Origin of the sequence: Bacillus sp. ISL-34, assembly GCF_018613325.1 — a bacterium.
In the GTDB taxonomy this organism is placed as follows: domain Bacteria; phylum Bacillota; class Bacilli; order Bacillales; family DSM-1321; genus Peribacillus.
This window is the reverse complement of record NZ_JAGGQJ010000023.1, coordinates 188233-213835: the sequence shown is the minus strand read 5'-3', so window position 1 is coordinate 213835 and position 25603 is coordinate 188233. Positions and strand designations below refer to the sequence as shown.

The following is a 25603-nucleotide window of genomic DNA, read 5'->3' as shown; positions in this document are numbered from 1 at the left end:
GTCGGTCGTTTTTTTATTGGTTTTTATGTTATTTTAAATTTTCTGGATTCAAATTTTCCAGTTCAGGTAATACGAAGCGTCCGTCCTTACGTATCAAGACGTCATCAAAATGGATTTCCCCGCCGCCATATTCAGGACGCTGAATATTGACCAGGTCCCAGTGAATGTCTGAATGGTTTCCGTTAAAGGCATCATCATAGCATTGTCCGGGAGTGAAATGAAAACTTCCATCAATTTTTTCATCAAAGAGGATATCTTGCATCGGGTGTAGAATATAAGGATTTACACCAATTGCAAATTCACCGACATATCGTGCGCCTTCATCAGTATCAAAAATTTTGTTGATGCGTTCCGTATCATTCGCAACCGCTTCAACGATTTTTCCATCCTTGAATGTTAACTTCACGTTTTCAAAAGTAAAACCCTGATAAGGGGACGGAGTATTATACGAAATCACGCCATTGATGGAATCTTTAACCGGAGCCGTATATACTTCACCGTCAGGGATGTTCAGCTCACCCGCACATTTGATGGCTTTAATGTCTTTGATGGAGAAGGTTAGGTCCGTACCGGGCCCAGTTAAGCGGACCTTATCCGTTTTATCCATCAATTCAACAAGGTTGTCCATTGCTGCGCTCATTTTGCCATAGTCGAGGTTGCAGACTTCGAAATAAAAGTCTTCGAATGCTTCTGTGCTCATTTTGGCTAATTGGGCCATGGAATTTGTCGGGTAGCGAAGCACGACCCATTTTGTTTTTGGCACGCGGATATTTCTATGTACTTTACCGACTGTCTGTCCATGAATCGCCATCTTCTCTGAAGGGACATCGGATTGTTCATTTATATTATCCCCGGCACGAAGTCCGATATAAGCATCCATCTGGTTCATTACGTTTGCTTCAAACTCACCCATCATCTTGTACTGTTCTTCTTTGGCACCCATCAGCAAGGCACGATCCACTTGGTGATCCTTTAAAAGGACGAATGGGTAACCACCAGCTGCATAGGCTTCATTCACAAGTGCGTTAACAAGTTCACGCTGCAATCCAAAGTTTTCGATCAAGATTTTTTCACCATTTTGAAGCTTCACGGAATAATTGATTAAGTTTTTGGCCAATGTATCAATTCTGGGATCTTTCATAAAAAATACCTCCATTGTTTAAATTCGACTTATCTTTTCTATCATACCCGATTTCCTGCCATAAGTGTCACCCATGAATTTCACCGAAGAACTGGGTGCAGACAATAATATTTCCAGATTAGGGTATGATAGGGTATATTGAAAAAATAAATACGTTTATAATAATAGGGAAGGGGTAATTAATATCTAACAGCTATTAATTAAGTCGAATTTTTTCGGAGGTGTTCCAATGGAGATTATTTTATACGTAAGTGCTGCTGTTGCAGCGATAGCTTTTTTGGTACTTGTTATTTTCCTAACAAAGGTACTGACATCACTTCAAACTACCCTGGACAGTGTGGCCCGGACGCTGACAGGTCTAGAGAGCCAAATGCAGGGCATAACGCTCGAAACTACCCAGTTATTACATAAAACGAATACGTTGGCTGAAGATTTGCAGCATAAGTCAGAAAACCTGAATACGGTGGTGGATGCCGTGAAGGATGTAGGTACATCCATCTCTAGCTTCAATTCTTCCATCCAAAAGGTTTCCCATAAAGTGCAGGCTGAGATTGATAATAATCAAGACCGAATCTCACAAATTGTACAATGGAGTAATGTAGCCATGGAGATAAGGGACAAATGGAAGTCCAGAAGCAAACAGGCTGCCCCGACCCCAACCGAAAGGGCGGAGTTAGAAAGGGAAGCGTTGGAAACAGATAACCTGCCTAAAAAAAGGTTTTTACGTTCCAGATCTTAAAATCTAGTTAAAAAAATGAAATGAAAATTGAAAGGGGAATGTATTATGACTCAAAAAGAATTTCCGACAAAGGACTATCAGAAATCATATGAGGACGAACGCGACTCGATCAATTCAAAGGACTTTATGATTGGCGCCTTGATCGGCGGGATGATCGGAGCGGCTACAGCTTTGTTCATGGCTCCGAAAACAGGCAAGGAATTAAGGAATGACTTCAATGAACAAGCTAGAAACATTTCAGAGAAAACAGAAAGATTAAGACAAACGGCGATGGAAAAAGGTACAGTGATTGCTGATACTGCAAAAGAGAAAACGAGCTCTGTCACGGAAATCGTTTCCAATAAATCTTCAAATATCGTCAATAAAGTGAAAAGCCTAAAACCGGGTAAAGAAAACGGCGACGCGGCTGATGATACGACGAATTCGAGCAATAAGGATATAGATGTAACCGGAACTTCCGATTCTCCTATCGTATCCGTCGAAACGAACTTTGCTAACGGCAATGATTCGGAAAATAATCCTGCAGATCCTACAAGCGGAAATAAGAATGCGGCAAAATTAAAACTAGATGAAGCGAAAAAGGCGTTTGATGAAACAGAGAATAGCCTAAAGAAATAATATTCCTTGAATTCCTTTAATGGGGATGAAGAGGCATAAAGGGACGAAGAATAAGGCGGTGAAGTGCTTCAATGGCTTCATCGCCTTTTTGATGGTAAAATTTATATGGACAAGGAAAGGAGACTGTATTATGGTCATGAGCAAAATCGAAACAGAAGAACAATTCAATGAGCTTCTAAAAGAGGATACATTCCTGCTTTTCAAGCATAGCGTAACATGCCCGGTCAGTGCTGAAGCATTTGAACAATATGAGAGGTACATCTTAGAGAACGAACAACTTAAAACGGCCTATTTAGCCGTTCAGGAAGCTCGTCCACTATCCAATTATGTGGCAGAAACATTTGATATCAAACATCAATCACCTCAGGCTATCCTTTTTAAAAGTGGAAAACCGGCCTGGAATGAATCTCATTGGCGTATTACATATGATTCATTGAGCAAGGCCATCACTGAATGAACCATGAAGGCCGGATCCCTTTGGTAAGGGGTCCGGCCTTTTATTATCCATCTGGAAGCAATAGGGGTTTTTAAACGGTCTCCAGGGGAAACGTTTTCTTTAAAGGCCCTTTCTGTTCATTTATCTTCAGGCGTTCTGGATGGCTCCAGGCAAGTGGCAGACGATTTGATCATGGTCCAAATGTTCTTTAAGATAAAATATAATTAAATTATAGCTTTCTTGTTCTATTTCCAATATAATTCCTACAACGGATTGTTCCAATATTCAGTCTAAATCGTTTTTCTTGCATGTGTAACACCTGATTTTATGCATTTATAACTTTAATGCTTAAAAGCGTTTAATTATTAAAGAAAAATATAGTGACATTTATGGGCACTTCATTTATAATTGATTTAATCATACATGAAATATTCTAAATTTTTCATTGATAAAACAATCGGGGTGGATCCAAATGGAATTTTTTTAGTTTGAGGCCGCTGAACCGATTTCTATTTTAAAAAACGAAGGGATGGATTTGTAATGAGCAACAAAGAGCTTGATGGACTTCGTAATCAACTGGATGATGTGAACCTTCAGTTATTACATCTTATTAATCAACGTGCTGAACTTGTACAGGAAATTGGTCGCGTTAAAGAAAAACAAGGTGTAAACCGTTACGATCCGGTCCGTGAAAGAACAATGCTGGATCTTATCGAAGCCAATAATCAAGGACCGCTTGATCTTGGTTCGATTAAACATATTTTCAAAGAAATCTTTAAATTGGGCTTGGAGCTACAAAAAGACGATCAGAAGAAAACGCTTCTTGTATCGAGAAAACAAAAGGCTGAAGACACTATCATCGACATTAAGGGTGAATTGGTCGGTAACGGGATCCCTAGCTTCGTTTTCGGACCATGTGCCGTTGAATCTTATGAACAGACAGCTGCGGTGGCGGAAGTCATTAAAGCTAAAGGTTTGAAATTGATGCGCGGCGGTGCATTTAAGCCACGTACATCTCCATATGACTTCCAAGGGCTTGGTTTGGAAGGTTTACAAATACTTAAACGTGTTGCCGATGAATACGGCTTGGCTGTAATCAGTGAAATCGTGAGTGCCAACGATATCGAAGCGGCGATCGATCATATCGATGTCATCCAAATCGGGGCGCGCAACATGCAAAACTTCGACTTGCTAAAAGCGGCAGGTGCCGTAAATAAACCGGTTCTTTTAAAACGTGGACTGGCTGCAACGATTGAAGAGTTCATTCATGCAGCGGAATACATCATGTCGCAGGGCAATGGCAACATCATCCTTTGTGAGCGCGGTATCCGTACTTACGAAAAAGCAACAAGGAATACACTTGATATCTCTGCTGTACCGATTTTAAAACAAGAAACTCATTTACCGGTCATGGTTGATGTAACGCATTCAACTGGACGTCGCGATCTTCTGCTTCCTACGGCTAAGGCGGCTCTTGCAATCGGCGCTGACGGTGTTATGGCTGAAGTGCATCCAGATCCTTCCGTTGCTTTATCGGATTCTGCACAGCAAATGGACTTCAAACAATTTGATGAATTCTACGACGAAATTAAACGTTTGAACTGGGTAACTGTATAAGCTAAGAAAGTCTTTAAATGATCTACTTACGGCCCTTACCAACTTGGCAAGGGCTTTTTTTAATGGTAAAATACTAGTTTTTGCAGAAAAAGCTTCGAAATGAGCACTATTGGATTGCAGGAAAGATTCGACTATCGTATGATAAATAACAAGAATGAGAACTGTTCGGAAGATTGAGTCATACATAAAGTGATATCTATGTGAATTTTATACTTGAATAGGGTATTGAATATTGACTGAGAAGAGAGTAGGACTGCATTTTTTGTTAGGCAGATCGTTCCTAAAATAATCTTCCTTATAGAGAAAAACGCATAAAAGATTTTTTTTCGAAATAATTCGGGTCTTTTATGGGGAAAATGAAAGAAATGGAGGAATGGATGAATGAATAATATAACCATTTATGATGTGGCGCGTGAGGCGAATGTTTCCATGGCCACCGTTTCCCGCGTAGTTAACGGGAATCCAAATGTAAAGCCTGCAACAAGGAAGAAAGTTTCCGATGTGATTGAGAAGTTAGGGTACCGTCCCAATGCAGTGGCAAGGGGACTTGCCTCAAAGAAAACGACTACAGTCGGGGTCATCATCCCGGATATCTCAAGTATCTTTTTTGCCGAATTGGCACGGGGCATAGAAGATATAGCCACCATGTATAAATACAATATCATTCTAAGCAGTTCTGATGAGAATATAGATAAGGAATTCCATTTGTTGAATACGATGCTTGGAAAACAAGTGGATGGTATCGTATTCATGGGCGGCAACATTTCTGATGAGCATGTCAAAGAGTTTAAGAATTCACCTGTTCCAATCGTTCTGGCAGGTTCGGTGGATGAAAGCGGACAAGTTCCATCGGTCAATATTGATTATGAGGCGGCGGCATTCGACGCAGTGACCTTCTTCGCTAATAAAGGCCACAAGCATATCGCTTTTGTAAGCGGAAACCCATCCGCGCTGATTAATGAAATGAAATTGACTGGTTATAAACGAGGATTGAAAGAAGCTGGGCTTTCATTTGATGAAAGTTATATCATTGAAGGTGATTATACATATGATTCAGGAATTGAATCTTTTGAAAAGTACCTGGAAGCTGAAAACAGACCGACAGCATTCATCGCCGGTGCTGATGAAATGGCGCTTGGAATTGTCCATGCAGCTCAGGACAAAGGGTATAATGTACCGGAAGACTTTGAAGTGATCAGCTTCGATAACACGAGATTGACATTGATGGTGCGTCCGCAAATCACGACGATCGTCCAACCTTTATATGATATTGGTGCGGTTGCGATGAGGCTTCTTACAAAGTTGATGAATAAAGAACAAGTGGAGGAAGGTCTTGAAAAAGTGATCCTGCCACATCGGATTGAAAACCGTCAATCAACGAAATAAACTGGTTTGGAGAGTGTCCCGAGGGCACTCTCTTTTTGTTTCTCAAATGTATGCCCGAACAAAAAAGATCGTTTTTCAACGATCTTTTGGTTAACTTTGTTCATTGCTTTTCGTCGTTTGCCTGGAAGACCTGATGGGATAAAGAACCTTTTCAAGCGTCAGGGCATTCTTCTCGGTGATTTCAGGCTTCCTCGGAATGGGTTCGTATATATCCACCATGTCATCCCATTCATTCGGTAGGGGAACAGGGGACTCAGGCTGCCAGCGATCGAGCCATTCCTTTGATAGGGGACCTGATATATCATTATTCGTCATTTCAAGCCAGACCCTCGCCCAAGCCCTCGGGACGACGCGCCATATATCATATCCGCCGCCGCCCACTGCAATCCACCGGCCTTCGCAATACTTATGGGCCATTTCGTGGGCCAACTTTGGTATTTCCCTAAAAATCTTCATGGTGGCTGATAAATGGGTGAGCGGATCGTAATAATGGGAGTCGGCTCCGTTTTGCGTTAATATCACATCCGGTTTGAAGAATTCAATGACCTCTTTAAAGGAGGCCCTATAGCATTCGAGAAAGGATTCATCTTCAGTGAATGCATCGACCGGGATGTTGAATGAGTAGCCGTAGCCTTTTCCCTGGCCCCGCTCGTTAATATTGCCGGTGCCGGGAAATAGATAGCGACCCGTTTCATGGATGGATAGTGTGCATACATCCGGATCATCATAAAATGACCATTGTACTCCGTCACCATGATGTGCATCGGTATCGACATACAAGACACGCGCCCCATATTTTTTTTGCAGGTATTTAATCGCGACCGAACTATCGTTGTATATGCAAAAGCCCGAGGCTTTCCCGCGGAAACCGTGATGCAGGCCGCCGCCAAGATTAAGTGCGTGCAGGGACTGACCGGTCATGACGGCATCCACAGCCGTCAAGGTACCGCCTACAAGCAAGGCACTTGCTTCGTGCATTTTGGGGAAGATAGGGGTATCCTCCGTTCCTAGCCCATAATTTACAGCCTTTTCAGGGGGAAGCTTTCCCTGGCCGGCCAATCTGACAGCGTTTACATAATGGTGATCATGAATCAGTTCCAATTCTGCATCGGCTGCCATTCTGGGCTTGATAATTTGATCATCATTGATGGCATGGTGTTTTTTTAATAAATCAAGCGTGAGTTTAAGCCGTTTTTGATTGAATGGATGCTCATCGTTGAATTTGTAGGTAAGTAGTTCATCCGAATAGACGAAAAGGGATGTATCATTCATGTGAAATCCCCGGTAGACTAGGCCATAAAACGGTATAGCCTTCTTTCTTCAAATCCTCCACCACCATAAATGGATTCATCGTCTGTACACGAATTACAAGAATTTTATAGTCGGTTCCATTTTTTTCAGGATAAACAAGGGTGCTCAGGATATTCGTATTGCGCCTTTTGAAAATATGGGCAATATCATGAAGGGAACCTGCCTTATCCGGGATTCTGATTTCGATTTGGGAACCGGGCTGATTGACTCCAGTCAACTCAACGTATGAATGAAGTAAATCAGAACCGGTTATGATGCCCACTAACTTCCTTCCCTTTACGATTGGAAGGCAGCTGATATTGTTATCACAAAAAACAGCCCCGATTTCTTCCACGAAATCCAGCGGGTGCCCCGTGATTATTTCAGTTTTCATGATGCTTGATAGTGGTTTTTGTAAATCATTTTTGTATTCTTCGGTACGAAATATAGAAGGGGCAGCATCCCGAATATCACGGTCGCTGACTAATCCCACAAGTTGAAAGCTGTCATCGACAATGGGGATATGGCGAATTCGCTTCTCCTTGATGATCAAGACAGCGCTATGGATTGTATCCGTTGGAGTGAGGGTGATAATATCCTCATTCATTATTGTTTCAACAATCATTTTCCTTCCTCCTCTTACTCGCCTCTTTAATACATAAACCGATTCATAAAACGCAATTGGTCGAATTTCTGGATCGATTCCTGCGGGACCCTTTTGCCGATACGGGCCATCAGGCAGTTGGCCGGGTGGGAACTGATTTCAGGATCATCTGTTGCAAAGTAGACCAAACCACCGGCACTCATCATTTTTTCCATGACCTTGCGATAGTCCCAAATATTTAGCCCTGTCCCTTTCAAATCCCAATGCCAATAGTATTCAGTGGTGATGATGATAAAGTCCTCAACCGAATCGTCTTCCATGGAAAGGCGGATTAGGTTCTTCCCGACGGAGGCACCCCGGTATTTAGGGATGACCTCGATTGCACCAAGCTCAATCAGATCCTCCATCTTGATTTCCGACCAGCGCTCCAAGGGATCGGGATATAAGTAAGTTACATAACCCACGATTGTTTCATTTTCACGGGCGATAAAGATCCTGCCCTCGGGCAAGTCTGCAATTTCTATTAACGCTTTATGCTGCAAAGCAGGCGGGCGAAAGGCGACCAAGTCTTCGTGAAACTCATAAGCGGACATTTTTTCGCCGTTTAACGGCCCCTCGATGATGAGCGTTCCGCTTAATGTCTGCAGTTCCTTAGTATAAAAGGTCTTACTATATTCCATTCTTTCACCACCCTTGTTATATAGTAATCTTATACTCTCGCATTCCGGAGTATATGAAGCGTTGCTTTTAAAAACTGACCGAATGGAAAGCTTACATAAATTATACATTAAAACAAGGGGCGTAATTCAGAAAGTTCAAGGCGCTTTTGTTACAGTGCTTCTTCCTTCCCTGCCATCATATGGATTCACCTTAACTATAACAATATACTAGGGTTTTTCAAAATTCAGCAAAATCCATTTTCCCTAATATGGAAGTTTACAATATTTTAAAAATTGAGATAATTCGCCTCTTATACTATAATGAGAATATAGAGCCGAATGAAGGGGGAGTTTGTCGTATGAATGTGAAAGCGTTGCCAGTAGTGGAAGGTAATTTTAATTTAAAGAATTATGATGAAAAATACAAGAAGTTTGACTGGTCTGAGACGGAAAAGGAATTCTCCTGGTCTGAAACCGGTAAAGTGAATCTTGCGTATGAAGCCATTGACCGCCATGTCGAAACATACAAAAAGAATAAAGTGGCCCTTTATTACAAAGACGATAAAAGAAATGAAAAGTATACATTCAAGGAAATGAAAGATTATACGAATCAAGCGGCCAATGTGTTCAAGAACATTGCCAATGTGGAAAAAGGTGATCGTGTATTCATCTTCATGCCTCGCTCCCCGGAGCTATATTTTGCATTGTTGGGTGCGATTAAAACGGGAGCGGTCGTAGGGCCGTTGTTCGAAGCCTTCATGGAAGGCGCAATAAGAGATCGCCTTGAAGATAGTGAGGCAAGTGTGATCGTGACGACACCTGAACTTTTGCCGCGTGTCCCAGTGGATGAATTACCCCATTTAAAGCATATTTTCTTGGTGGGGGAAAATATAAAAGAAGAAGGAAATTACCATAACTTCAATAAAAAATTAAAAGAAGCCGACAAAAAATTCGAAATTGAATGGGTGGATCGGAATGACGGTCTGATTCTTCACTACACCTCAGGTTCCACAGGCAAACCAAAAGGAGTGCTACACGTTCATAATGCGATGATCCAGCATTATCAAACGGCAAGATGGGTCCTTGATTTGCAGGATGAGGACGTGTATTGGTGCACAGCGGACCCTGGATGGGTGACAGGGACGTCTTACGGGATCTTTGGACCTTGGCTGACAGGGACCTCGAATGTCATTGTAGGCGGGCGGTTCAAGCCTGAATCCTGGTACAAGACGTTGGAGGACTTTGGTGTCACGGTATGGTATAGTGCCCCGACTGCCTTCAGGATGCTGATGGGCGCAGGTGACGAAATCGTTAAGCGGTTCGATTTGAGCACCCTCCGCCATATTTTAAGTGTCGGTGAACCGTTGAACCCGGAAGTGGTGCGCTGGGGAATGAAGGTATTCAATCACCGTATCCATGATACATGGTGGATGACGGAGACCGGGGCTCAGGTCATCTGCAATTATCCTTGCATGGAAATCAAACCGGGTTCGATGGGTAAACCGATTCCAGGTGTGAAAGCGGCAATAGTGGATGATCAAGGCAACGAGCTTCCACCGCATAGAATGGGGAACCTTGCCATCAAGAAAGGCTGGCCTTCGATGATGAAGACCGTCTGGAAGAATGAAGCGAAATATGAATCTTACTTTATGCCAGGTGAATGGTATGTTTCCGGAGATTCCGCATATATGGATGAAGATGGATATTTCTGGTTCCAAGGCCGTGTTGATGATGTCATCATGACGGCAGGGGAGAGAGTCGGACCTTTCGAAGTGGAAAGCAAGTTGGTCGAGCATCCAGCCGTAGCCGAAGCGGGGGTCATCGGTAAGCCGGATCCGGTTCGGGGGGAAATTATTAAAGCGTTTATCGCCCTTCGTGACGGATATGATGCAAACGATGAGTTGATTGAGGAAATTCGTACATTTGTAAAGCATGGCCTAGCAGCACATGCGGCACCTCGAGAAATTGAATTCAGGGATAAACTTCCTAAAACAAGAAGCGGTAAAATCATGCGCCGTGTCTTGAAAGCTTGGGAATTGGATCTTCCAACTGGTGATTTATCATCGATGGAGGATTGAGAAACTGAGTCATACTGATTATTGAAAAGGAAAAAAGGCATCCATGAAGGTCACTTTCATGGATGCCTTTTTGGGGAGATTATAAGGAAACAGGCTGTTGGGCTAACCCGACAGCCTGTTTTAATAAGAGCGTCATTCTTCCTCTTCTTCAGCTTTATCCGTATCTTGCTCTTTATCATTGACTGTGTCTTGATCTTTGTCGGTCTCTTGATTATCTTTGTCTGTATTCTCTTTGTCTTGATCTTTGTCTTGATCTTTGTCTTGAGCTGGCTCTTTATCTTTATCGGTTTCCGTTTCTTTTTCTGGTTCTTTTTCTGGTTCTTTTTCTTGATCTTTATCTGAACCTTTCTCTTCTTTTGAGTCTGGTTTTTTATCTTCGTTAGCTATTTTATCTTTTCCACGATCATCTTTATTTTTTGTGGAGTCTTCTTTTGAACCTGTCTTTTTAGCGCCGCTTTCAACACGTTGAGAAGGTGCGGATTCTTTACCGACTATGTCTACGGCCGTTACGTAATAGGAACCGCCTGAGCCGACTTTGTAAACAAGACTCTCCCCAGCGTTGATGCTCGCCACTTTTTTGCCGTCTTTATAGACACGATAACCGACGACATCTCCTTCATGATGCAAGCCCCATGTAATCTTACCGTTACTGATCGTTATGGATAGGGGATCGGGTGATTTGCCATTATCATTCAATTTCGCTTTCGCCCCGACGACATTTCCTGACTTTTCGCCTCCAGGAATCACAGATCCCGGGTCATCGACATATTTCAATCCGATATCTGCAAAGGAATCGGGGTTCAACATGAACCCGCCGCTTGTGAATTCGCCAGGCGTTTGCGGAAGGGCTGCGTAGCGTTTGCTGCCGACTGATACATATTGTCCATCTATGAAACTATCATCCGCCTTGGATGGAGCATATTTGGCGATGAATAAATCCGATTTGACAAGCCCGGCCTTTTGGCATGCACTTGAAGGCAGCAGTCCTGAAACGCCACAGAAGGAACGGCTGACAATTCCGCCCGGCATTTCAAAGCGCTTATCGGGGTCGATGAGTTTAGGATCGACTTTATATGCGGCATTGATCAGATCTGCCCAATAATACATATTACGTTTATTATATTCAAGACCATTATAGGTCCCTTGCAAGGATTTCGGTGTGTCATATCCCAGCCATGTACCGAATGATACATTAGGGTTGGTAGCGACGAACCAAGCGTCCCAATAGTTTTGTGAAGTTCCGGTTTTACCTGCCCAATCACTTGAGAAAGCGAGTCGGTTCCTGACCGAAGCTGCCGTCCCGCTGTTTACGACATCACGCATCATATCAAGCGTCAGGTAAGCGGCTTGCGGAGAAAATACTTCCACTGGTTTCGCTTTATGTTCATAGATGACCTCGCCATCTTTTGATACGATTTTATCGATCATATAAGCATCGACGAATTCCCCTGAATTGGCAAATGTGCCAAATGCATTGACGTTTTCTTCAACGGTTACACCTTTTGACATAGCTCCCAGTGACATGGATGGATTAGAGTAATCTTCTTTAGTCACTGTTGTAAAGCCCATTTTTTCCAAATAGGAAGCTGGACCTTGGTTGATTATTTTCATGTAAAAGAGCGCTGCCGGGATATTATAGGAATTCTTCAGTGCCTCACGGGCAGTCGTTACCCCCGTATAGCTACCGCCGCCATAGTTTCCTGGACTCCACATTTTTCCTGCTGGAATGGAAATGGGGACGTTGGCCGATACGCTTCCAGGTGAGATCTTTCCTAACTCGATCCCTGGGCCATATACGAGCAGCGGCTTCATCGTGGATCCGTTTGATCGCAGTGATGCGGTTGCATGGTTTGTCTGTTCCCGCTTGAAATCACGGCCACCTACGAAACTGATGATTTTTCCTGTTTTATTTTCGATTAGAATGGCCCCGGCTTCAACGGGCTCACTCACCGTTTTCATTTCTTTTGTATCAGGGTCGACAACTTGTGCCGTTTTATCGTATCCGTAATTCGGATAGTTTTTCGTTACTTCCTGCATCTTGTCATAAATCTTTTTATCGATTGTCGTATAAATCTGATAGCCATTTTGACGCAGCTTACGATCAGCAAGTGCTAGATATTGATCTTTTAAATCATCATTCTTTAAATCTTTCTCTTCATATCCATCGTCTTTTGCCAGACTGACAGAGAGGATTTCGATGGAGCGTTTTTCGATTTCATAGGTGAGCCATGGATATTTCTCGGATGGCATCTCCGTTTTACCGATAAAGTCTTTTGTTATGTCGTATGCGTTTGCTTTATCATATTCTTCTTTTGTTATGTATCCGTTACTATACATCCGCTTTAAAACGGTTTTCATCCGATTGATGCCGGGCTCTTGATTTTCTTTCAGTTTTCCTTTCTGGGTATATGGTGTATAACCGAAAGGGCTTTGCGGCAATCCAGCGATAAACGCAGATTGGGGCAGTGTCAGATCTTTGGCCTCCACGCCAAAAATACCTTCAGCGGCGGACTCGACACCAGCGATGTTACGGCCTGAAGAGTTTCGTCCCAAAGTGGAGACGTTTAAGTAGGTTTCCAAAATCTCTTCTTTTTCAAAGAACTTTTCGACCCGGAGCGCAAGAAGAATTTCTTTTGCTTTCCGTTCAAACGATACTTCGTTGGTCAGGACCTGGTTTTTAATGAGCTGCTGTGTTAATGTACTTCCCCCCGATTGGACGGTTGCATTCGAAAATTCCTGGTAAATGGCACGCAGGATGGCTTTCGGAACAACCCCGTCATGCTCATAAAAATACTCATCCTCTGTAGCGATGACTGCATTTTTTAGATGCTCGGAAACTTTATCGATGGACACTTCTTCACGCTCAAGGTCACTCTTAAGCTTGCCCAAGTATACGTTATCAGCAAAGTATACTTCAGAGGTCTCTTCATAATTGTAAATGTCTTTTTTCAAATCTTCTTTTGAGCGTACCGGCTCATCATTGACGAGGGCAGCGAAATAGCCGGCCCCGACGCCGCCGGCGAATGAGAATCCTAGAATCCCGACAATAATGAGGATCAGCGTTAAATTCCAAATGACTTGGTATGTAACCCGTGCGTTCTTTTGTGTTTTTTCATTTTGAAAAAAACGGGTCAGCTGCTTCCAGACTGTTAGAAATCTATCTTTTTGATTATTATTCATCGTATCATACCCCCTGAAATCACATATATTATAGCATATAACAGGTAGGGGAAAGGGCATCTTTCTTATTTTTCTAGAATCTGTAAGGGTGATGTTGACAATGATTCTTATGTATGATAAAAGTTTATTAACAATAATAAAATGATTAAATGATCGCGATGATAGGACCCAGTAGTCAGACTATCCCTGTTTCAGAGAGCCGGTGGTTAGTGGAAATCGGTACAAATGGTATGATGAATTACTTCCTTGAGCATTTGCTGTGAAATGATTAGTAGCAGGAAACGGTTGACGGCCGTTATTCGTCTTGAGCGGAGGGCATATTATGTCCTCAAGTTGGGTGGTACCGCGAATTCATTCGTCCCTTCATATTTATGAAGGGGCGTTTTTGTGTGCTTTTTGCGGGTTTTTTCTAAGATGGAGGAGGAATATTCAATGGAATTGCTTAAAGACCTCGAGTGGAGAGGGATTATTTATCAACAAACGGATGAAGAAGGTTTTAAGAACCTTTTAGAAAAACAGAAAATTTCTTTATACTGTGGTGTCGATCCAACTGCTGATAGTATGCACATCGGACATCTACTGCCATTTTTGACAATGCGCCGTTTCCAGCAGCACGGTCATCGTCCTATTGTATTAGTGGGTGGTGCGACTGGACTTATCGGTGATCCAAGCGGTAAAAAAGAGGAACGCCAGCTGCAAACGCTGGAAAAAGTGCTTCATAATGCCGATTGCATAAAAGGGCAGCTGTCCCACATCTTTGAATTCGACGGTGAAAATGGTGCGGTCATGGTCAATAACTATGACTGGATAGGAAAAATCGATATGGTTACGTTCTTGCGTGATTACGGGAAATACATCGGCATTAACTACATGCTGGCAAAAGATACGGTTGCTTCCCGCTTGGAAACGGGAATTTCGTTTACTGAATTTGCGTACACGATCTTACAAGGAATTGATTTCGGTCATTTATACAGCAATTACGAATGTAAATTGCAAATTGGCGGCAGTGATCAATGGGGCAATATTACGACCGGCCTTGAAATGATCCGGAAATCCAATGATGAGGATGCAAAAGCATTCGGTATGACGATCCCGCTCGTAACGAAAGCGGATGGAACGAAATTCGGTAAGACGGAAGGCGGAGCAATTTGGCTTGACCCTGAAAAGACGACTCCGTATGAATTTTACCAATTCTGGATCAATACAGCCGATGCTGATGTCGTGAAATACCTGAAATTCTTCACATTCCTATCTCGTGAGGCGATTGAAGAGTTAGAGCAATCCGTACAGTCCGAACCGCATTTGCGTAAAGCGCAAAAAGCTTTAGGGGAAGAAATGACCCGTTTGATTCATGGTCAGGAAGCTCTTGACCAGGCAATCAAAATCTCTGCCGCCCTATTCAGCGGTGAGGTGAAGAATTTAAGTGCAGCGGAAATCAAATTGGGCTTCAAAGATGTCCCTAGCTTCGAACGTGAAAGCAAGGAAGATATCGGTTTGGTCGATTTGATCGTCGAAGCGAAAATTTCGCCATCAAAGCGTCAAGCCCGTGAAGATATTCAGAATGGGGCAATCTCCATAAATGGGGAGAAAGTGACTGATCTGCAATATGTAGTGACGGAAGCTGCCAAGATTGAAGGGGAGTTCATCCTCGTTCGTCGCGGCAAGAAGAAATACACATTAGTGAAATGATTGTTAAAGGCCCGGCTGAATCCCAGCCGGGCTTTGTCATGCAAGGGTGTTTAGGTGCAAAAAAAACCCCATCCAAGGATGGGGTTTTTGAAGTTATTAACGAGAGTAGAACTCAACGATAAGAGCTTCGTTAATTTCAGCAGGCAATTCAGAACGTTCTGGTAAACGAGTGAAAGTACCTTCTAATTTCTCAGCATCGAAAGTAAGGAAATCAGGAACGAAGTTAGTTGCTTCAACTGATTCTTTGATGATTGAGAAGTTGCGTGATTTTTCACGAACTGCGATTGTTTGTCCAAGAGACACTTTGTAAGATGGAATGTCTACGCGGCTTCCGTCTACAGTGATGTGACCGTGGTTAACAAGTTGACGTGCTTGACGACGTGTACGAGCTAAACCAAGACGGTAAACTAGGTTGTCAAGACGTGATTCAAGAAGAATCATGAAGTTTTCACCATGTACACCTTTAAGTTTGCCAGCGCGGTCGAACATTGAACGGAATTGACGTTCAGTGATTCCGTACATGTGACGAAGTTTTTGTTTCTCTTGTAGTTGCATTCCGTATTCAGAAATTTTTCTACGTTGGTTAGGACCATGTTGTCCTGGAGCATAAGGGCGTTTTTCTAATTCTTTACCAGTACCTGTTAGGGAAATTCCTAAACGACGGGATAGTTTCCAGCTTGGGCCAGTATAACGAGCCATAGGATGACTCCTCCTTTAAATGTTTTTATTTGGGTAAAATAAAAACCGTGTGAATGTACGATCATGACCATTTTGTTTTCATGTACCTTCGCCCTAGCAGCAGAGAGTTACGAGATACACCTCTGTATTGAGGAACAAAATGAGAACATAAAGGCTGTCACATAGGCTGCAATATTTTACACAAAGAGTATTGTATAATATTCTGCTCAATGAGTCAAGGACAGTTGTGATTAATTAAGGAATAGATAAAGAGAATCGCAGCAGGAAATTTTAAAAAAAAGCAATTTTTAGGGAGGCTTTTTCATTGTAAGCGTTATGATGAGATAATAATCATGGATGGTTTCCGACCTTTCTTGGGAGCCATTGCCATTTGGTATGGTTCAATCTTATTCCTTTTGCATCATTTCAAAGTGGAATGTGGAAGGTTCCCTAAAAGTGTCAAAAGGGCCGATGAGGCGTTATATATTGCGAAGAATTCAGGAAGGGCCGGGTACATGTACATGGGTCCTGTAATGGAAAAGGGAGCAGGCAATGATTGCCGCTCCCTTTAACTTATAGATGCCTGGAAAGGATTTCAGCGAACTCCTCCAGTCCTTGCTGATCCAGTTCGTCAAAACGGTCCGTGACCGGGCTGTCGATATCTAGGACACCGATCAATTTGCCATCCTTCATGAGCGGTATGACAATTTCAGATCGCGATGCCGCATCACAGGCGATATGTCCAGGGAATTGGTGGACATCCTCTATGCGCAGGGTTTTTTCAGTTGCCGCTGAAGTCCCGCAAACGCCCTTGCCCATTGGAATGCGGACACAGGCTGGAAGACCCTGGAAGGGTCCTAGAATTAATTGGCCTTCTTCGTATAAATAGAAGCCGACCCAGTTAATCTCATCAAGAAACTGATTAAGTAAAGCTGCCGCATTGCTTAAATTGGCAATTCGGTTCGTTTCATCTTCGATTAAGGCAAGCAGTTGTTTTTGGACCAGTTCATAGTTATTTTCTTTTTTTCCTTGATACATTTCGACATTAAACAAAAGCGTTCACCTGTCTTCCGCATATTTTTACAGCACTTTCTGATCATGATGCTTTATTGTTGGGAAATTGTCGAGAACTTACTAAAGGATTCAGGCTCTTCCGTGAAGAAGTAGTCCACAAGACTTGTCTCAAAGAAAGCGAGGGATTGCCTGAATGAATCGCCAGACGCCAACGAAACAAGCCATTGTGGAAGCTGCATTGCATTTATTTCATTTAAAAGGCTATCATGCTACATCCATACGGGATATTGCGAATAAAGCGAAAGTGAACGCTGCAAATATTGCCTACTATTTCAAGAATAAGCAGGGGTTGCTGGAATTCTGTTTCACTTCCTATTTAGAAGAGTATATCCTGGTCCTCGAGACGAACATGACACAGCTGGAACTTAAAGGCCCGCAGCATTGCTTGATGAATCTTGTAAAGGATATTCTCGCTTTCCAGAGGGAAAACTTCCTTGCTGCACGGTTCATATATGGGGAATCTTCACTCGATTCCAATTTGAATCGCGAAATTCATTCGACTTATTTTACAAAGGAAAAGTCTTATTTTCAATATATTTTGGAGCAAGGGATCAAGAGCAGGAGTTTCCAGCAGGTCTCCGTTCCCATGTATATGCTGCAGTTGAAGGGCTTATTGACGGCCCCTGTCCTGCATACCCATTATGCGATGGATGTGCTTCATGTGTTCCCGCAGGAAGCCTATTACACGAATATTTATGCAAATGAAGTCGGACGGTTTCTGCAAGATACCCTTTTCATAGACCTACAGCCACTGTTAGCCTGCCGGCCTGAAGTGTATACATGAGTTACCCATTGAACCCTTCAATCAGTGCCTGATGGCCCTGACCCAAATCTTTTGCCTGATGGGCATCGGAACCGTAAATAAGCGGAATGCCGAGATCGAAAGCATACTTTGCAAACCGTTCAGGAGGGTAGGGTTCACCGCATAGCGGCTTTACTTGCCCGGCTCCATTATAATCAAGTTCATACCTGTGTTCTTTGATCATGTCGAGCACCTTGTAAACCCGCTCGTCAAAACTAGCTGCCGGCGGATATCGATGCTGGAATTTATGGACAAGCGTTATATGCCCGATCCGTTTTGGTTTATAAATGCCTAAATCAGTTGTTATTGATTTTTCCAGTGTATCGTAATATTTGGCATACACCGATTCCACTGAACCTAGTTCATTGGCAATCTCACCAAACCCATTTTCGCTGAAATCGATGCAGTGCCAACTGCTTTGATGCTTGATAAAGTGGACGGAAAGTATACTATCATCAAGGAATTCTCCGATTTCGTCGAGGAATTCTTTTGTTTCTTTTTCATAACCCTCTATAAAGTCAACCTCCAGACCTGTTTTGATCAGGATTTTGTCTTTATAGCGTTCTTTCAGTACGCGGAGCTCTTGAAAGTAATCCAGGAGCAGGGCAGCGTCCATGCCGCTGTCTTTTTCAGGCGTAGGATCTTGAAAATTTTGTGGCAGTGGAGCATGTTCCGTAAATGTGATTTCCTTTAATCCTAGCTTGATTCCCCGCGTAATATATTCATCGAATTTATCCGTAGAGCCGTGAGGGCAAAACGGAGTGTGCACATGACCGTCAGCTTTCATGGTCCTTCCCTCCCAAAAAACAGGTATTTGTAGCAATTTTCTACAAAAAAATCATTTTTCTCGTCAAAAATTATTGCTAACATGGTATCATAAAAGCATTAAATTTAACATTTTTAAAATTGATATATAAATGAGCAAGACTGTAAGGACTAGAACAGGGGGCTTACCATGGATTACATAATTGGGGTAATTGTATTAATTTTGATTTTCATCATTTGGGGTTATTTTTTCAAAAAGAGATATTTTAAAGAAATAGATCGACTGGAATCCTGGAAAATAAGCATCATGCACCGCCCCGTGCTGGAAGAGCTTTCTAAAGTCAAACAATTGAACATGACAGGTGAAACAGAGGAAATGTTCGAAAACTGGCGCATTGAATGGGATGCCATCATTACCGATCATATGCCCGAAGTCGAAGAGCTTTTATTCGATGCCGAGGAATTCGTCGATAAATACCGTTTCAGCCGATCAAAAGAAGTACAGCGCAAAATTACAGTCAAGCTGAATGAAATCGAGGAAATGATCAAAAAGATCTTATACGAACTGAATGAACTCGTAGGCAGTGAGGAAAAAAATCGATTGGAAATTGAGGATATCAAGGAATCCTACCGTCAATTGAAGAAATCCCTGCTTGCACACAGGCATAATTACGGGAAAGCGGCTGATAAGCTGGAAAATACCTTGGATGAAGTGTTGCAGATCCTTCAGAAGTATGAAGAAGAGACCGTGAACGGCAATTATTTGAATGCGAGGGAGCTTGTTCTATCCATTAAGGAAAAATTGGCGGTTCTGTCAGTTAAAATGGAAATGCTCCCGAAATTATTGGTTGATAGCCAATCCGAGCTGCATTCCCAGCTCCAAGAATTGAAGGATGGTTATGAGGAGATGTCAGGACAGGGGTATCTGTTGAGCCATATCCAATTCGAGCAGGAAATATCCCGGCTTGAGGAAGAACTGGAACTATATAAAACACAATTGGAAAATGCCGAAACGGAAGCCGTGGATAAAGGCATTAAAGATATGCGCGAAAGCATTGAGGTGCTTTATGACCTTTTGGAAAAAGAGGTACTTTCAAAACAGTATATCTTGAAAAATGATGAAGTTCTCAGGAAAACGATTAGTGACCTTGAATATGAAAACGATAAACTTAAAGTTGAAACCATACATGTTCAACACACGTATCATCTGACGGAAAATGAGCTCGATGCACAACGGAAAATGGAAAAGCAGATTGCCCAGATTTCGAAACGCCATCAATTGCTTGTCTTGAAAATGGAGGATAATGTGATGGCAAGCTCCCTTATCAGCGAAGAGATGCAGGGGCTGACAGTACAGTTGAAGGAATTGCAGGAAAATCAGAAAGACTTTACCGTTAAATTACAGGCTTTGCGGAAAGATGAAATGGATGCCAGGGATTCATTGGCTGAATTGAAACGCAAAATGGTCGATACTGGACGTTTAATTGCAAAAAGCAATATTCCAGGACTTCCAGAAGAGTATAAATTGGTGCTTCAGGATGCCAAAGAAAGCATGGATGACGTTCAGGGGAAACTTGAAGAAAAGCCGCTTGACATGGCCGCTGTTTATATTTATTTGGAAAAAGCGGTTCAACAGGTGAATAGGGTCCACGAAAAAGCCCATGAATTGATCGAACATATGTATTTGGCCGAAAAGGTGATCCAATTCGGAAATCGCTATCGAAGCAGTCACGATATGGTTGCCGAGAGCCTTAGGGAAGCCGAAGCTAAATTCCGAAGCTATGAATATCAAGCAGCATTGGAAACGGCAGCAACGGCCATAGAAAAGGTCGACCCAGGCAGTTTACGAAAAATCGGGGCGAACATAGAAGAAGTCCTTTCCTAAAAAACCCGCCATGGCGGGTTTTTTCTTTTACCGGACCCCCAATGGATAGGTGGGAAGTTCAAATCATTCTGCGGGAATAAAAAGAAGCAGGTCCCCTATCATTCATGGACCAGTGTTTTACATTCTCTTTCAAATTCAATTATGTTAATATTAGAAGTTGCAACAGCAACATTGAAACTTATATTTAGTAGAGTGACCATATAGATACAAAAACATGGAAGGTGAGCCCATGATTTATTTTGATAATAGTGCAACAACAAAACCATATCCCGAAGTAATCGATTCATTCATGAAGGTTACTTCGGACTATTTCGGGAACCCTTCTTCGCTTCATGGACTTGGGGTGCAATCAGAAAAACTGCTTTCCGCTGCAAGAAAGCAGATCGCTGATTTATTAAAGGTGAAGAGTTCGGAAATATATTTCACTTCCGGGGGGACGGAAGGAAATAATCTTGCCATCAAAGGGGCCGCACACTCTCAGGGAAAACGAGGCAAACACATAATCACGACAGCGATTGAACATCCTTCTGTAGAAGATGCTTGCCAATCATTGACGAAAATAGGTTATGAGATCACATATCTTCCCGTTAACGAATTTGGGCAAATCGATGTAAAAAATCTTAAGGATGCATTGAGGGAAGATACCATTTTGGTTTCCGTCATGCATGTTAATAATGAAGTTGGCTCAATACAGCCGATTGCTGAAATCGGCAAATTGTTAAAACAATACCCAAACGTGCTTTTTCATGTCGATAATGTGCAAGGAGCAGGCAAAGTTTCGTTATCATTGCGTGATGCCAATGTGGATTTATGTACAATCTCCGGCCACAAGGTCCACGGCTTGAAGGGGACGGGCATCCTTTATGTTCGTGAAGGCGTTCGGGTCGATCCGCTTTTCCATGGCGGCAATCAAGAAACGAAGATCAGGAGCGGCACCGAAAATGTTGCGGGAATCGTCGCCCTATCGAAGGCTTTGCGTATTAGTATGAACAATCAATTGCTGTATCATGATAAGCTGCAGCAAATCAAAACTTATTTATATAAAGGTTTGAAGGAAATGGACGGGGTGTTGGTTAACAGTCCTGAAGAAGGGGCACCCCATATTGTGAATTTTTCCGTTCCGGGACTTAAATCAGAGGTATTGCTTCATGCACTTGAATCGGAAGGAATATATGTTTCGACAACTAGTGCCTGTTCTTCGAAAAAAAGGACCGTAAGCAAAACGGTGGATGAGATGTTCCATAATTCTGCTCGTTCCGAAAGCGTCATCCGAATCAGTACTACCTATGGCAATGAAATGGAAGAAGCAAAGCAAGTTCTGGTGGCGATACAGAAAATAGTCGCTAATTTAGAAAAAATAATGAGGGTTGCAAAATGAAATTTGATCATATAATTATCCGTTATGGAGAAATCTCCACGAAAAAAAGAAACCGTAAAGGCTTTGTAGACAAAATGAAGGCACATATCCGCTGGAGTTTGAAAGATATAGAAGACGTAGTGCTTACAGCCAACCGGGAACGGATGTACGTTCTCCTGAACGGTGCGGACCATAAGCCTGTCATTGACCGATTGAAAGGCATTTTTGGAATTCAGTCATTAAGCCCTGCGATAAAAATAGAGCGTGATCTGGAAGTGATGAAAACGGCAGCATTATATTACCTTAATCATACTCTTGAAGAGGTAAAAACGTTCAAGATCACGACAAAACGCGCGGATAAGGATTTTCCATATAATACTGATGAAATTAACAGGGCAATAGGCGGGCATTTGCTTCGAAATACAGAAGAATTAAAAGTGGATGTAAAGAACCCTGATTTGAACCTGCTAGTGGAAGTGAGACGCGAAGCCGTGTATTTGACAGGTGAAATCATCCAGGGGGCAGGCGGCCTTCCATTCGGGTCAAGCGGAAAGGCGATGCTGATGCTTTCAGGCGGGATTGATAGCCCTGTTGCGGGATTCCTTTCGATGAAACGGGGATTGGACGTGGAAGCGATCCATTTTTACAGCCCACCGTTCACGAGCGAACGTTCACGTCAAAAGGTCATTGATTTGGCGGGCAAGCTTGCGGAAATAAGTGGAAGCATGAAAGTGCATATCGTTCCATTTACGGAAATCCAATTATTGATTCAAAAACAAATCCCGGAAAACTACTCAATGACTACAACCCGTCGTTTAATGATGCGGGTCGCCGATCGAATTCGTGAAAAGGAGGAAGCAATGGCACTGATTACCGGTGAAAGCCTTGGACAGGTTGCGAGCCAGACGATGAGCAGCATGTTTGCCATCAATGAAGTGACGAATACACCGATCCTGCGCCCGCTGATTACCATGGATAAAACGGAAATCATCAAAATTGCAAGAGAGCTTGATACTTTTGAAATATCCAATCTGCCGTATGAAGATTGCTGTACGGTCTTTACGCCGGCAAGCCCAAAAACGAAACCGAAACGTGAAAAGGTCAATTACTATGAAAGCTTCGTCGACTTTGAATCCTTGATTGAAAAAGCGGTCTCCGAAACAGAAATATTGACGGTTAAACCTGGTCAGACTTTCGATAAGGAAGAAGCGATGGAAGACTTATTTTAATATCCTGTAATTACCAATAAAAATGTGTGAATGAAGCCATGTGTTTTAACACACTCTATAATCACAAGGAGGTGAAAAACACATGGCAAACAACAACAGCTCAAACGAATTATTGGTACCTGGAGTTGAACAAGCTCTAGAACAAATGAAATATGAAATCGCTTCCGAATTCGGCGTACAACTTGGTGCCGACACAACATCTCGCGCTAACGGTTCAGTTGGTGGAGAAATCACAAAACGCCTTGTTCAAATGGCTGAACAACAATTAGGCGGAGGATTCAACAGATAATTTAATAAATATGGCTACAGAGAGCGGGTTTTAACACCCGCTCTCTTCTGTTTGTCGACTTGGTTATACTACATGGTTTTTTTACTGTATTATATAATATGAAAACTCACTGGATTTAAGAAGTTTGGCGCAGAACTGGCTAGCCGGACCTCACGGACGCTTGCTTTGATGAGGCTTGGCGGACAGGGAGCGGATTGCTGAAATCAACTGCAACTCCAGGCATTCATCGAATTTGACTACAGTCTAAAGAGAGCGGGATCTGACACCCGCTCTCTTTATTTATTTGTAAAAATAAATAGAAATATTAGAGAAGTATCTTGTATAATGAGTAGGTACTAAGAGTTCATAATTGGAGGGGAAGAATATGAAGCGTGAAGACTTATTGGCTCCGGAACATTACAACTTAGTGAGTGAAATGGAACGTTATGCAAAAGATCCAGAAAAAGTTGCCATACTCTGGGAGAACGAAACCGGAGATAAAAAACAACTTACATATGAGAATTTACTAAAGAGTGCAAATAAAATTGGAAATGCCTTAAAGAAAAAAGGACTGGGTAAAGGCGACACGGTCCTTATCATAATCCCTCGTTTGGTAGAAGCTTATCAAGTGTATTTAGCCGCATTGAAAATTGGCATGATTGTCATACCTTGTTCGGAAATGCTTCGTGCGAAGGACTTGCAGTATAGAGTCAACCATGGTGATGTCAAAGGAATCATCAGTTATCATGAAAATACTCATGAAGTGAATGAAATAGAAGGAGCGGAAAGCCTCCTGAAATTTTCAATCGGAAAACGAATCGAAAATTGGCTGGATTTGAATGAGCTTGCCGATGTGGAATCCGATCAGCTTACTATGGCTGACACGAAGAGTGAGGATATGGCTTTCTTATCGTATACTTCCGGTACGACAGGAAATCCAAAAGGGGTCGTCCATACACATGGCTGGGCTTATGCACATTTGAAAACTTCTGCTGCAAACTGGCTCGGCATCAGCGAAACGGATGTGGTTTGGGCAACTGCGGGCCCAGGTTGGCAAAAGTGGATCTGGAGTCCTTTCCTGGCGGTTTTAGGAACGGGAGCGACCGGCCTTGCTTATCATGGGAAGTTCGAGGCGGAAAAATATCTTCAGCTGCTTCAGGACTACAAAGTGAATGCATTATGCTGCACACCAACTGAGTATCGATTGATTGCAAAGGTGGATAACCTGGATGACTATGATTTATCCCATCTTCATAGTGCTGTATCAGCAGGAGAGCCTTTAAATCAAAAAGTGTTCGAGGTCTTTAAAAACCATTTCCATATTGAAGTGCGTGATGGATATGGACAGACTGAAAATACCCTGTTGGTAGGTGTAACAAAAGGAATGGAAATTAAATTGGGCTCCATGGGCAAACCGACACCGGGCAACCATGTGGAAATCATTGATGATTCCGGTAAACCCTGTTCTCCTGGGGTAGTTGGGGATATTGCCGTACATGTCGATACACCTGCTCTCTTTAAAGAATATTTTAAAGATCCCGAGCGGACATCGCAGCAATTCCGTGGGGATTATTATATCACTGGCGATCAGGCGAAAAAGGATGAGGATGGTTACTTCTGGTTTGAGGGTCGTTCTGATGATATCATCATCAGCTCAGGATATACGATTGGACCGTTTGAAGTGGAAGATGCACTCGTTAAGCATCCATATGTTAAAGAGTGTGCCGTTATAGCAAGTCCTGATGAAATAAGGGGAAATGTGGTCAAGGCGTATGTCGTCTTGATGGATGATATCGATCCGAACAGCCAAGACTTGATCAAGGCGCTCCAATCGCACGTGAAAGAATTGACTGCCCCATATAAATATCCTAGGAAAATCGAATTTTTAGAAGAGCTGCCCAAAACCACTTCAGGTAAAATCAAACGGGTGGATTTACGGAAAAGGGAAGAAGCACTGCTTAACAATTGATCGAAAGCATTACCGTCAGCCTCAAAGGCTGGCGTTTTTTTTATTAACAGGGGCTTTGACAAAAGCATAAATATGGGAATTCATGATATGAGATGGTACACTTACTGCATATCTGCACAGTAACAATCATTTAATAAGG

At 42.6% G+C, this 25603-nt stretch carries 22 protein-coding genes and 1 other annotated feature; of the genes, 14 read left to right on the top strand and 8 right to left on the bottom strand.

Annotated features, from left to right (window positions below):
* Positions 1–28: 28 nt before the first annotated feature.
* Positions 29–1141 carry an aminopeptidase gene (locus tag J7E52_RS16535; protein ID WP_214748675.1) on the bottom strand — a complete coding sequence of 371 codons (1113 nt, stop codon included), beginning with the start codon at positions 1139–1141 and terminating at the stop codon, positions 29–31.
* Positions 1142–1370: 229 nt separating this feature from the next.
* Here J7E52_RS16535 and J7E52_RS16530 point away from each other — a divergent pair, with 229 nt between their 5' ends.
* The 5 genes from J7E52_RS16530 (at position 1371) to ccpA (ending at position 5937) form a co-directional block, all read left to right on the top strand.
* Positions 1371–1880: a DUF948 domain-containing protein gene (locus J7E52_RS16530; RefSeq protein ID WP_214748672.1), complete on the top strand. Its 510-nt coding sequence runs from the start codon at positions 1371–1373 to the stop codon at positions 1878–1880.
* Positions 1881–1925: 45 nt separating this feature from the next.
* Entirely contained in the window at positions 1926–2498 is a 573-nt protein-coding gene (locus J7E52_RS16525) for a YtxH domain-containing protein (protein ID WP_214748669.1), read from the top strand.
* A 130-nt stretch (positions 2499–2628) separates the two neighbouring features.
* Positions 2629–2955, top strand: a complete 327-nt coding sequence (ytxJ, locus tag J7E52_RS16520; RefSeq protein WP_214748666.1) for a bacillithiol system redox-active protein YtxJ — start codon at positions 2629–2631, stop codon at positions 2953–2955.
* Positions 2956–3474: 519 nt separating this feature from the next.
* The gene (locus tag J7E52_RS16515; RefSeq protein WP_034309244.1) at positions 3475–4551 is read left to right on the top strand and encodes a bifunctional 3-deoxy-7-phosphoheptulonate synthase/chorismate mutase; all 1077 of its coding nucleotides are present in this window, start codon (positions 3475–3477) and stop codon (positions 4549–4551) included.
* 381 nt (positions 4552–4932) lie between these two features.
* Entirely contained in the window at positions 4933–5937 is a 1005-nt protein-coding gene (gene ccpA / locus J7E52_RS16510) for a catabolite control protein A (RefSeq protein WP_214748664.1), read from the top strand.
* Between the two features lie 90 nt (positions 5938–6027).
* Here the strand turns inward: ccpA and J7E52_RS16505 are convergent, their stop codons facing one another.
* Genes J7E52_RS16505 through J7E52_RS16495 form a run of 3 tightly spaced genes read right to left on the bottom strand, consistent with a single transcriptional unit; the run spans position 6028 to position 8511 of the window.
* Positions 6028–7209, bottom strand: a complete 1182-nt coding sequence (locus J7E52_RS16505) for an acetoin utilization protein AcuC (RefSeq protein ID WP_214748662.1) — start codon at positions 7207–7209, stop codon at positions 6028–6030.
* Positions 7202–7852, bottom strand: coding sequence for an acetoin utilization AcuB family protein (locus tag J7E52_RS16500; RefSeq protein ID WP_214748659.1), 651 nt, complete (start codon positions 7850–7852; stop codon positions 7202–7204). The genes J7E52_RS16505 and J7E52_RS16500 overlap by 8 nt, the downstream gene beginning before the upstream one ends.
* A gap of 26 nt (positions 7853–7878) precedes the next feature.
* Positions 7879–8511, bottom strand: a complete 633-nt coding sequence (locus J7E52_RS16495; RefSeq protein WP_214748656.1) for a GNAT family N-acetyltransferase — start codon at positions 8509–8511, stop codon at positions 7879–7881.
* Positions 8512–8849: 338 nt separating this feature from the next.
* On the opposite strand from J7E52_RS16495, the gene acsA reads away from it, so the two are divergent.
* Positions 8850–10568, top strand: coding sequence for an acetate--CoA ligase (gene acsA, locus J7E52_RS16490; RefSeq protein WP_214748652.1), 1719 nt, complete (start codon positions 8850–8852; stop codon positions 10566–10568).
* Positions 10569–10700: 132 nt separating this feature from the next.
* On the opposite strand, the gene J7E52_RS16485 is transcribed toward acsA, so the two are convergent.
* Positions 10701–13748, bottom strand: a complete 3048-nt coding sequence (locus J7E52_RS16485) for a transglycosylase domain-containing protein (RefSeq protein WP_214748649.1) — start codon at positions 13746–13748, stop codon at positions 10701–10703.
* A 149-nt stretch (positions 13749–13897) separates the two neighbouring features.
* Positions 13898–14114, top strand: a binding site (T-box leader).
* Between the two features lie 66 nt (positions 14115–14180).
* Here J7E52_RS16485 and tyrS point away from each other — a divergent pair.
* Positions 14181–15437 (top strand): tyrosine--tRNA ligase, encoded by a 1257-nt coding sequence (tyrS, locus tag J7E52_RS16480; RefSeq protein WP_214748646.1) that lies wholly within the window; start codon positions 14181–14183, stop codon positions 15435–15437.
* A gap of 96 nt (positions 15438–15533) precedes the next feature.
* On the opposite strand, the gene rpsD is transcribed toward tyrS, so the two are convergent.
* Complete coding sequence (rpsD, locus tag J7E52_RS16475) at positions 15534–16136, bottom strand: 30S ribosomal protein S4 (RefSeq protein WP_063232686.1); 603 nt, start codon at positions 16134–16136, stop codon at positions 15534–15536.
* Between the two features lie 332 nt (positions 16137–16468).
* On the opposite strand from rpsD, the gene J7E52_RS16470 reads away from it, so the two are divergent.
* On the top strand, positions 16469–16687 hold the full coding sequence (locus tag J7E52_RS16470; RefSeq protein ID WP_214748643.1) for a hypothetical protein: 219 nt from the start codon (positions 16469–16471) through the stop codon (positions 16685–16687).
* 1 nt (position 16688) lies between these two features.
* Here J7E52_RS16470 and J7E52_RS16465 read toward each other — a convergent pair whose 3' ends face one another.
* On the bottom strand, positions 16689–17168 hold the full coding sequence (locus tag J7E52_RS16465; RefSeq protein WP_214748640.1) for a GAF domain-containing protein: 480 nt from the start codon (positions 17166–17168) through the stop codon (positions 16689–16691).
* A 154-nt stretch (positions 17169–17322) separates the two neighbouring features.
* Between J7E52_RS16465 and refZ the strand changes: the two genes are divergently transcribed.
* A complete protein-coding gene (gene refZ, locus J7E52_RS16460; RefSeq protein ID WP_214748636.1) occupies positions 17323–17973 on the top strand; it encodes a forespore capture DNA-binding protein RefZ in 651 nt (216 codons plus the stop codon).
* Position 17974: 1 nt separating this feature from the next.
* On the opposite strand, the gene hisJ is transcribed toward refZ, so the two are convergent.
* The gene (gene hisJ, locus J7E52_RS16455) at positions 17975–18778 is read right to left on the bottom strand and encodes a histidinol-phosphatase HisJ (protein WP_214748633.1); all 804 of its coding nucleotides are present in this window, start codon (positions 18776–18778) and stop codon (positions 17975–17977) included.
* Between the two features lie 168 nt (positions 18779–18946).
* On the opposite strand from hisJ, the gene ezrA reads away from it, so the two are divergent.
* The 5 genes from ezrA (at position 18947) to mbcS (ending at position 25464) form a co-directional block, all read left to right on the top strand.
* Positions 18947–20641: a septation ring formation regulator EzrA gene (gene ezrA / locus J7E52_RS16450; RefSeq protein ID WP_214748630.1), complete on the top strand. Its 1695-nt coding sequence runs from the start codon at positions 18947–18949 to the stop codon at positions 20639–20641.
* 229 nt (positions 20642–20870) lie between these two features.
* Entirely contained in the window at positions 20871–22019 is a 1149-nt protein-coding gene (locus tag J7E52_RS16445) for a cysteine desulfurase family protein (RefSeq protein WP_214748628.1), read from the top strand.
* Positions 22016–23227 carry a tRNA uracil 4-sulfurtransferase ThiI gene (thiI, locus tag J7E52_RS16440; protein ID WP_214748625.1) on the top strand — a complete coding sequence of 404 codons (1212 nt, stop codon included), beginning with the start codon at positions 22016–22018 and terminating at the stop codon, positions 23225–23227. Before J7E52_RS16445 ends, thiI begins: the two co-directional genes overlap by 4 nt.
* Positions 23228–23309: 82 nt before the next feature.
* On the top strand, positions 23310–23516 hold the full coding sequence (locus tag J7E52_RS16435) for an alpha/beta-type small acid-soluble spore protein (protein ID WP_125160175.1): 207 nt from the start codon (positions 23310–23312) through the stop codon (positions 23514–23516).
* 364 nt (positions 23517–23880) lie between these two features.
* Positions 23881–25464 (top strand): acyl-CoA synthetase MbcS, encoded by a 1584-nt coding sequence (gene mbcS / locus J7E52_RS16430; RefSeq protein ID WP_214748623.1) that lies wholly within the window; start codon positions 23881–23883, stop codon positions 25462–25464.
* Positions 25465–25603: the final 139 nt, after the last annotated feature.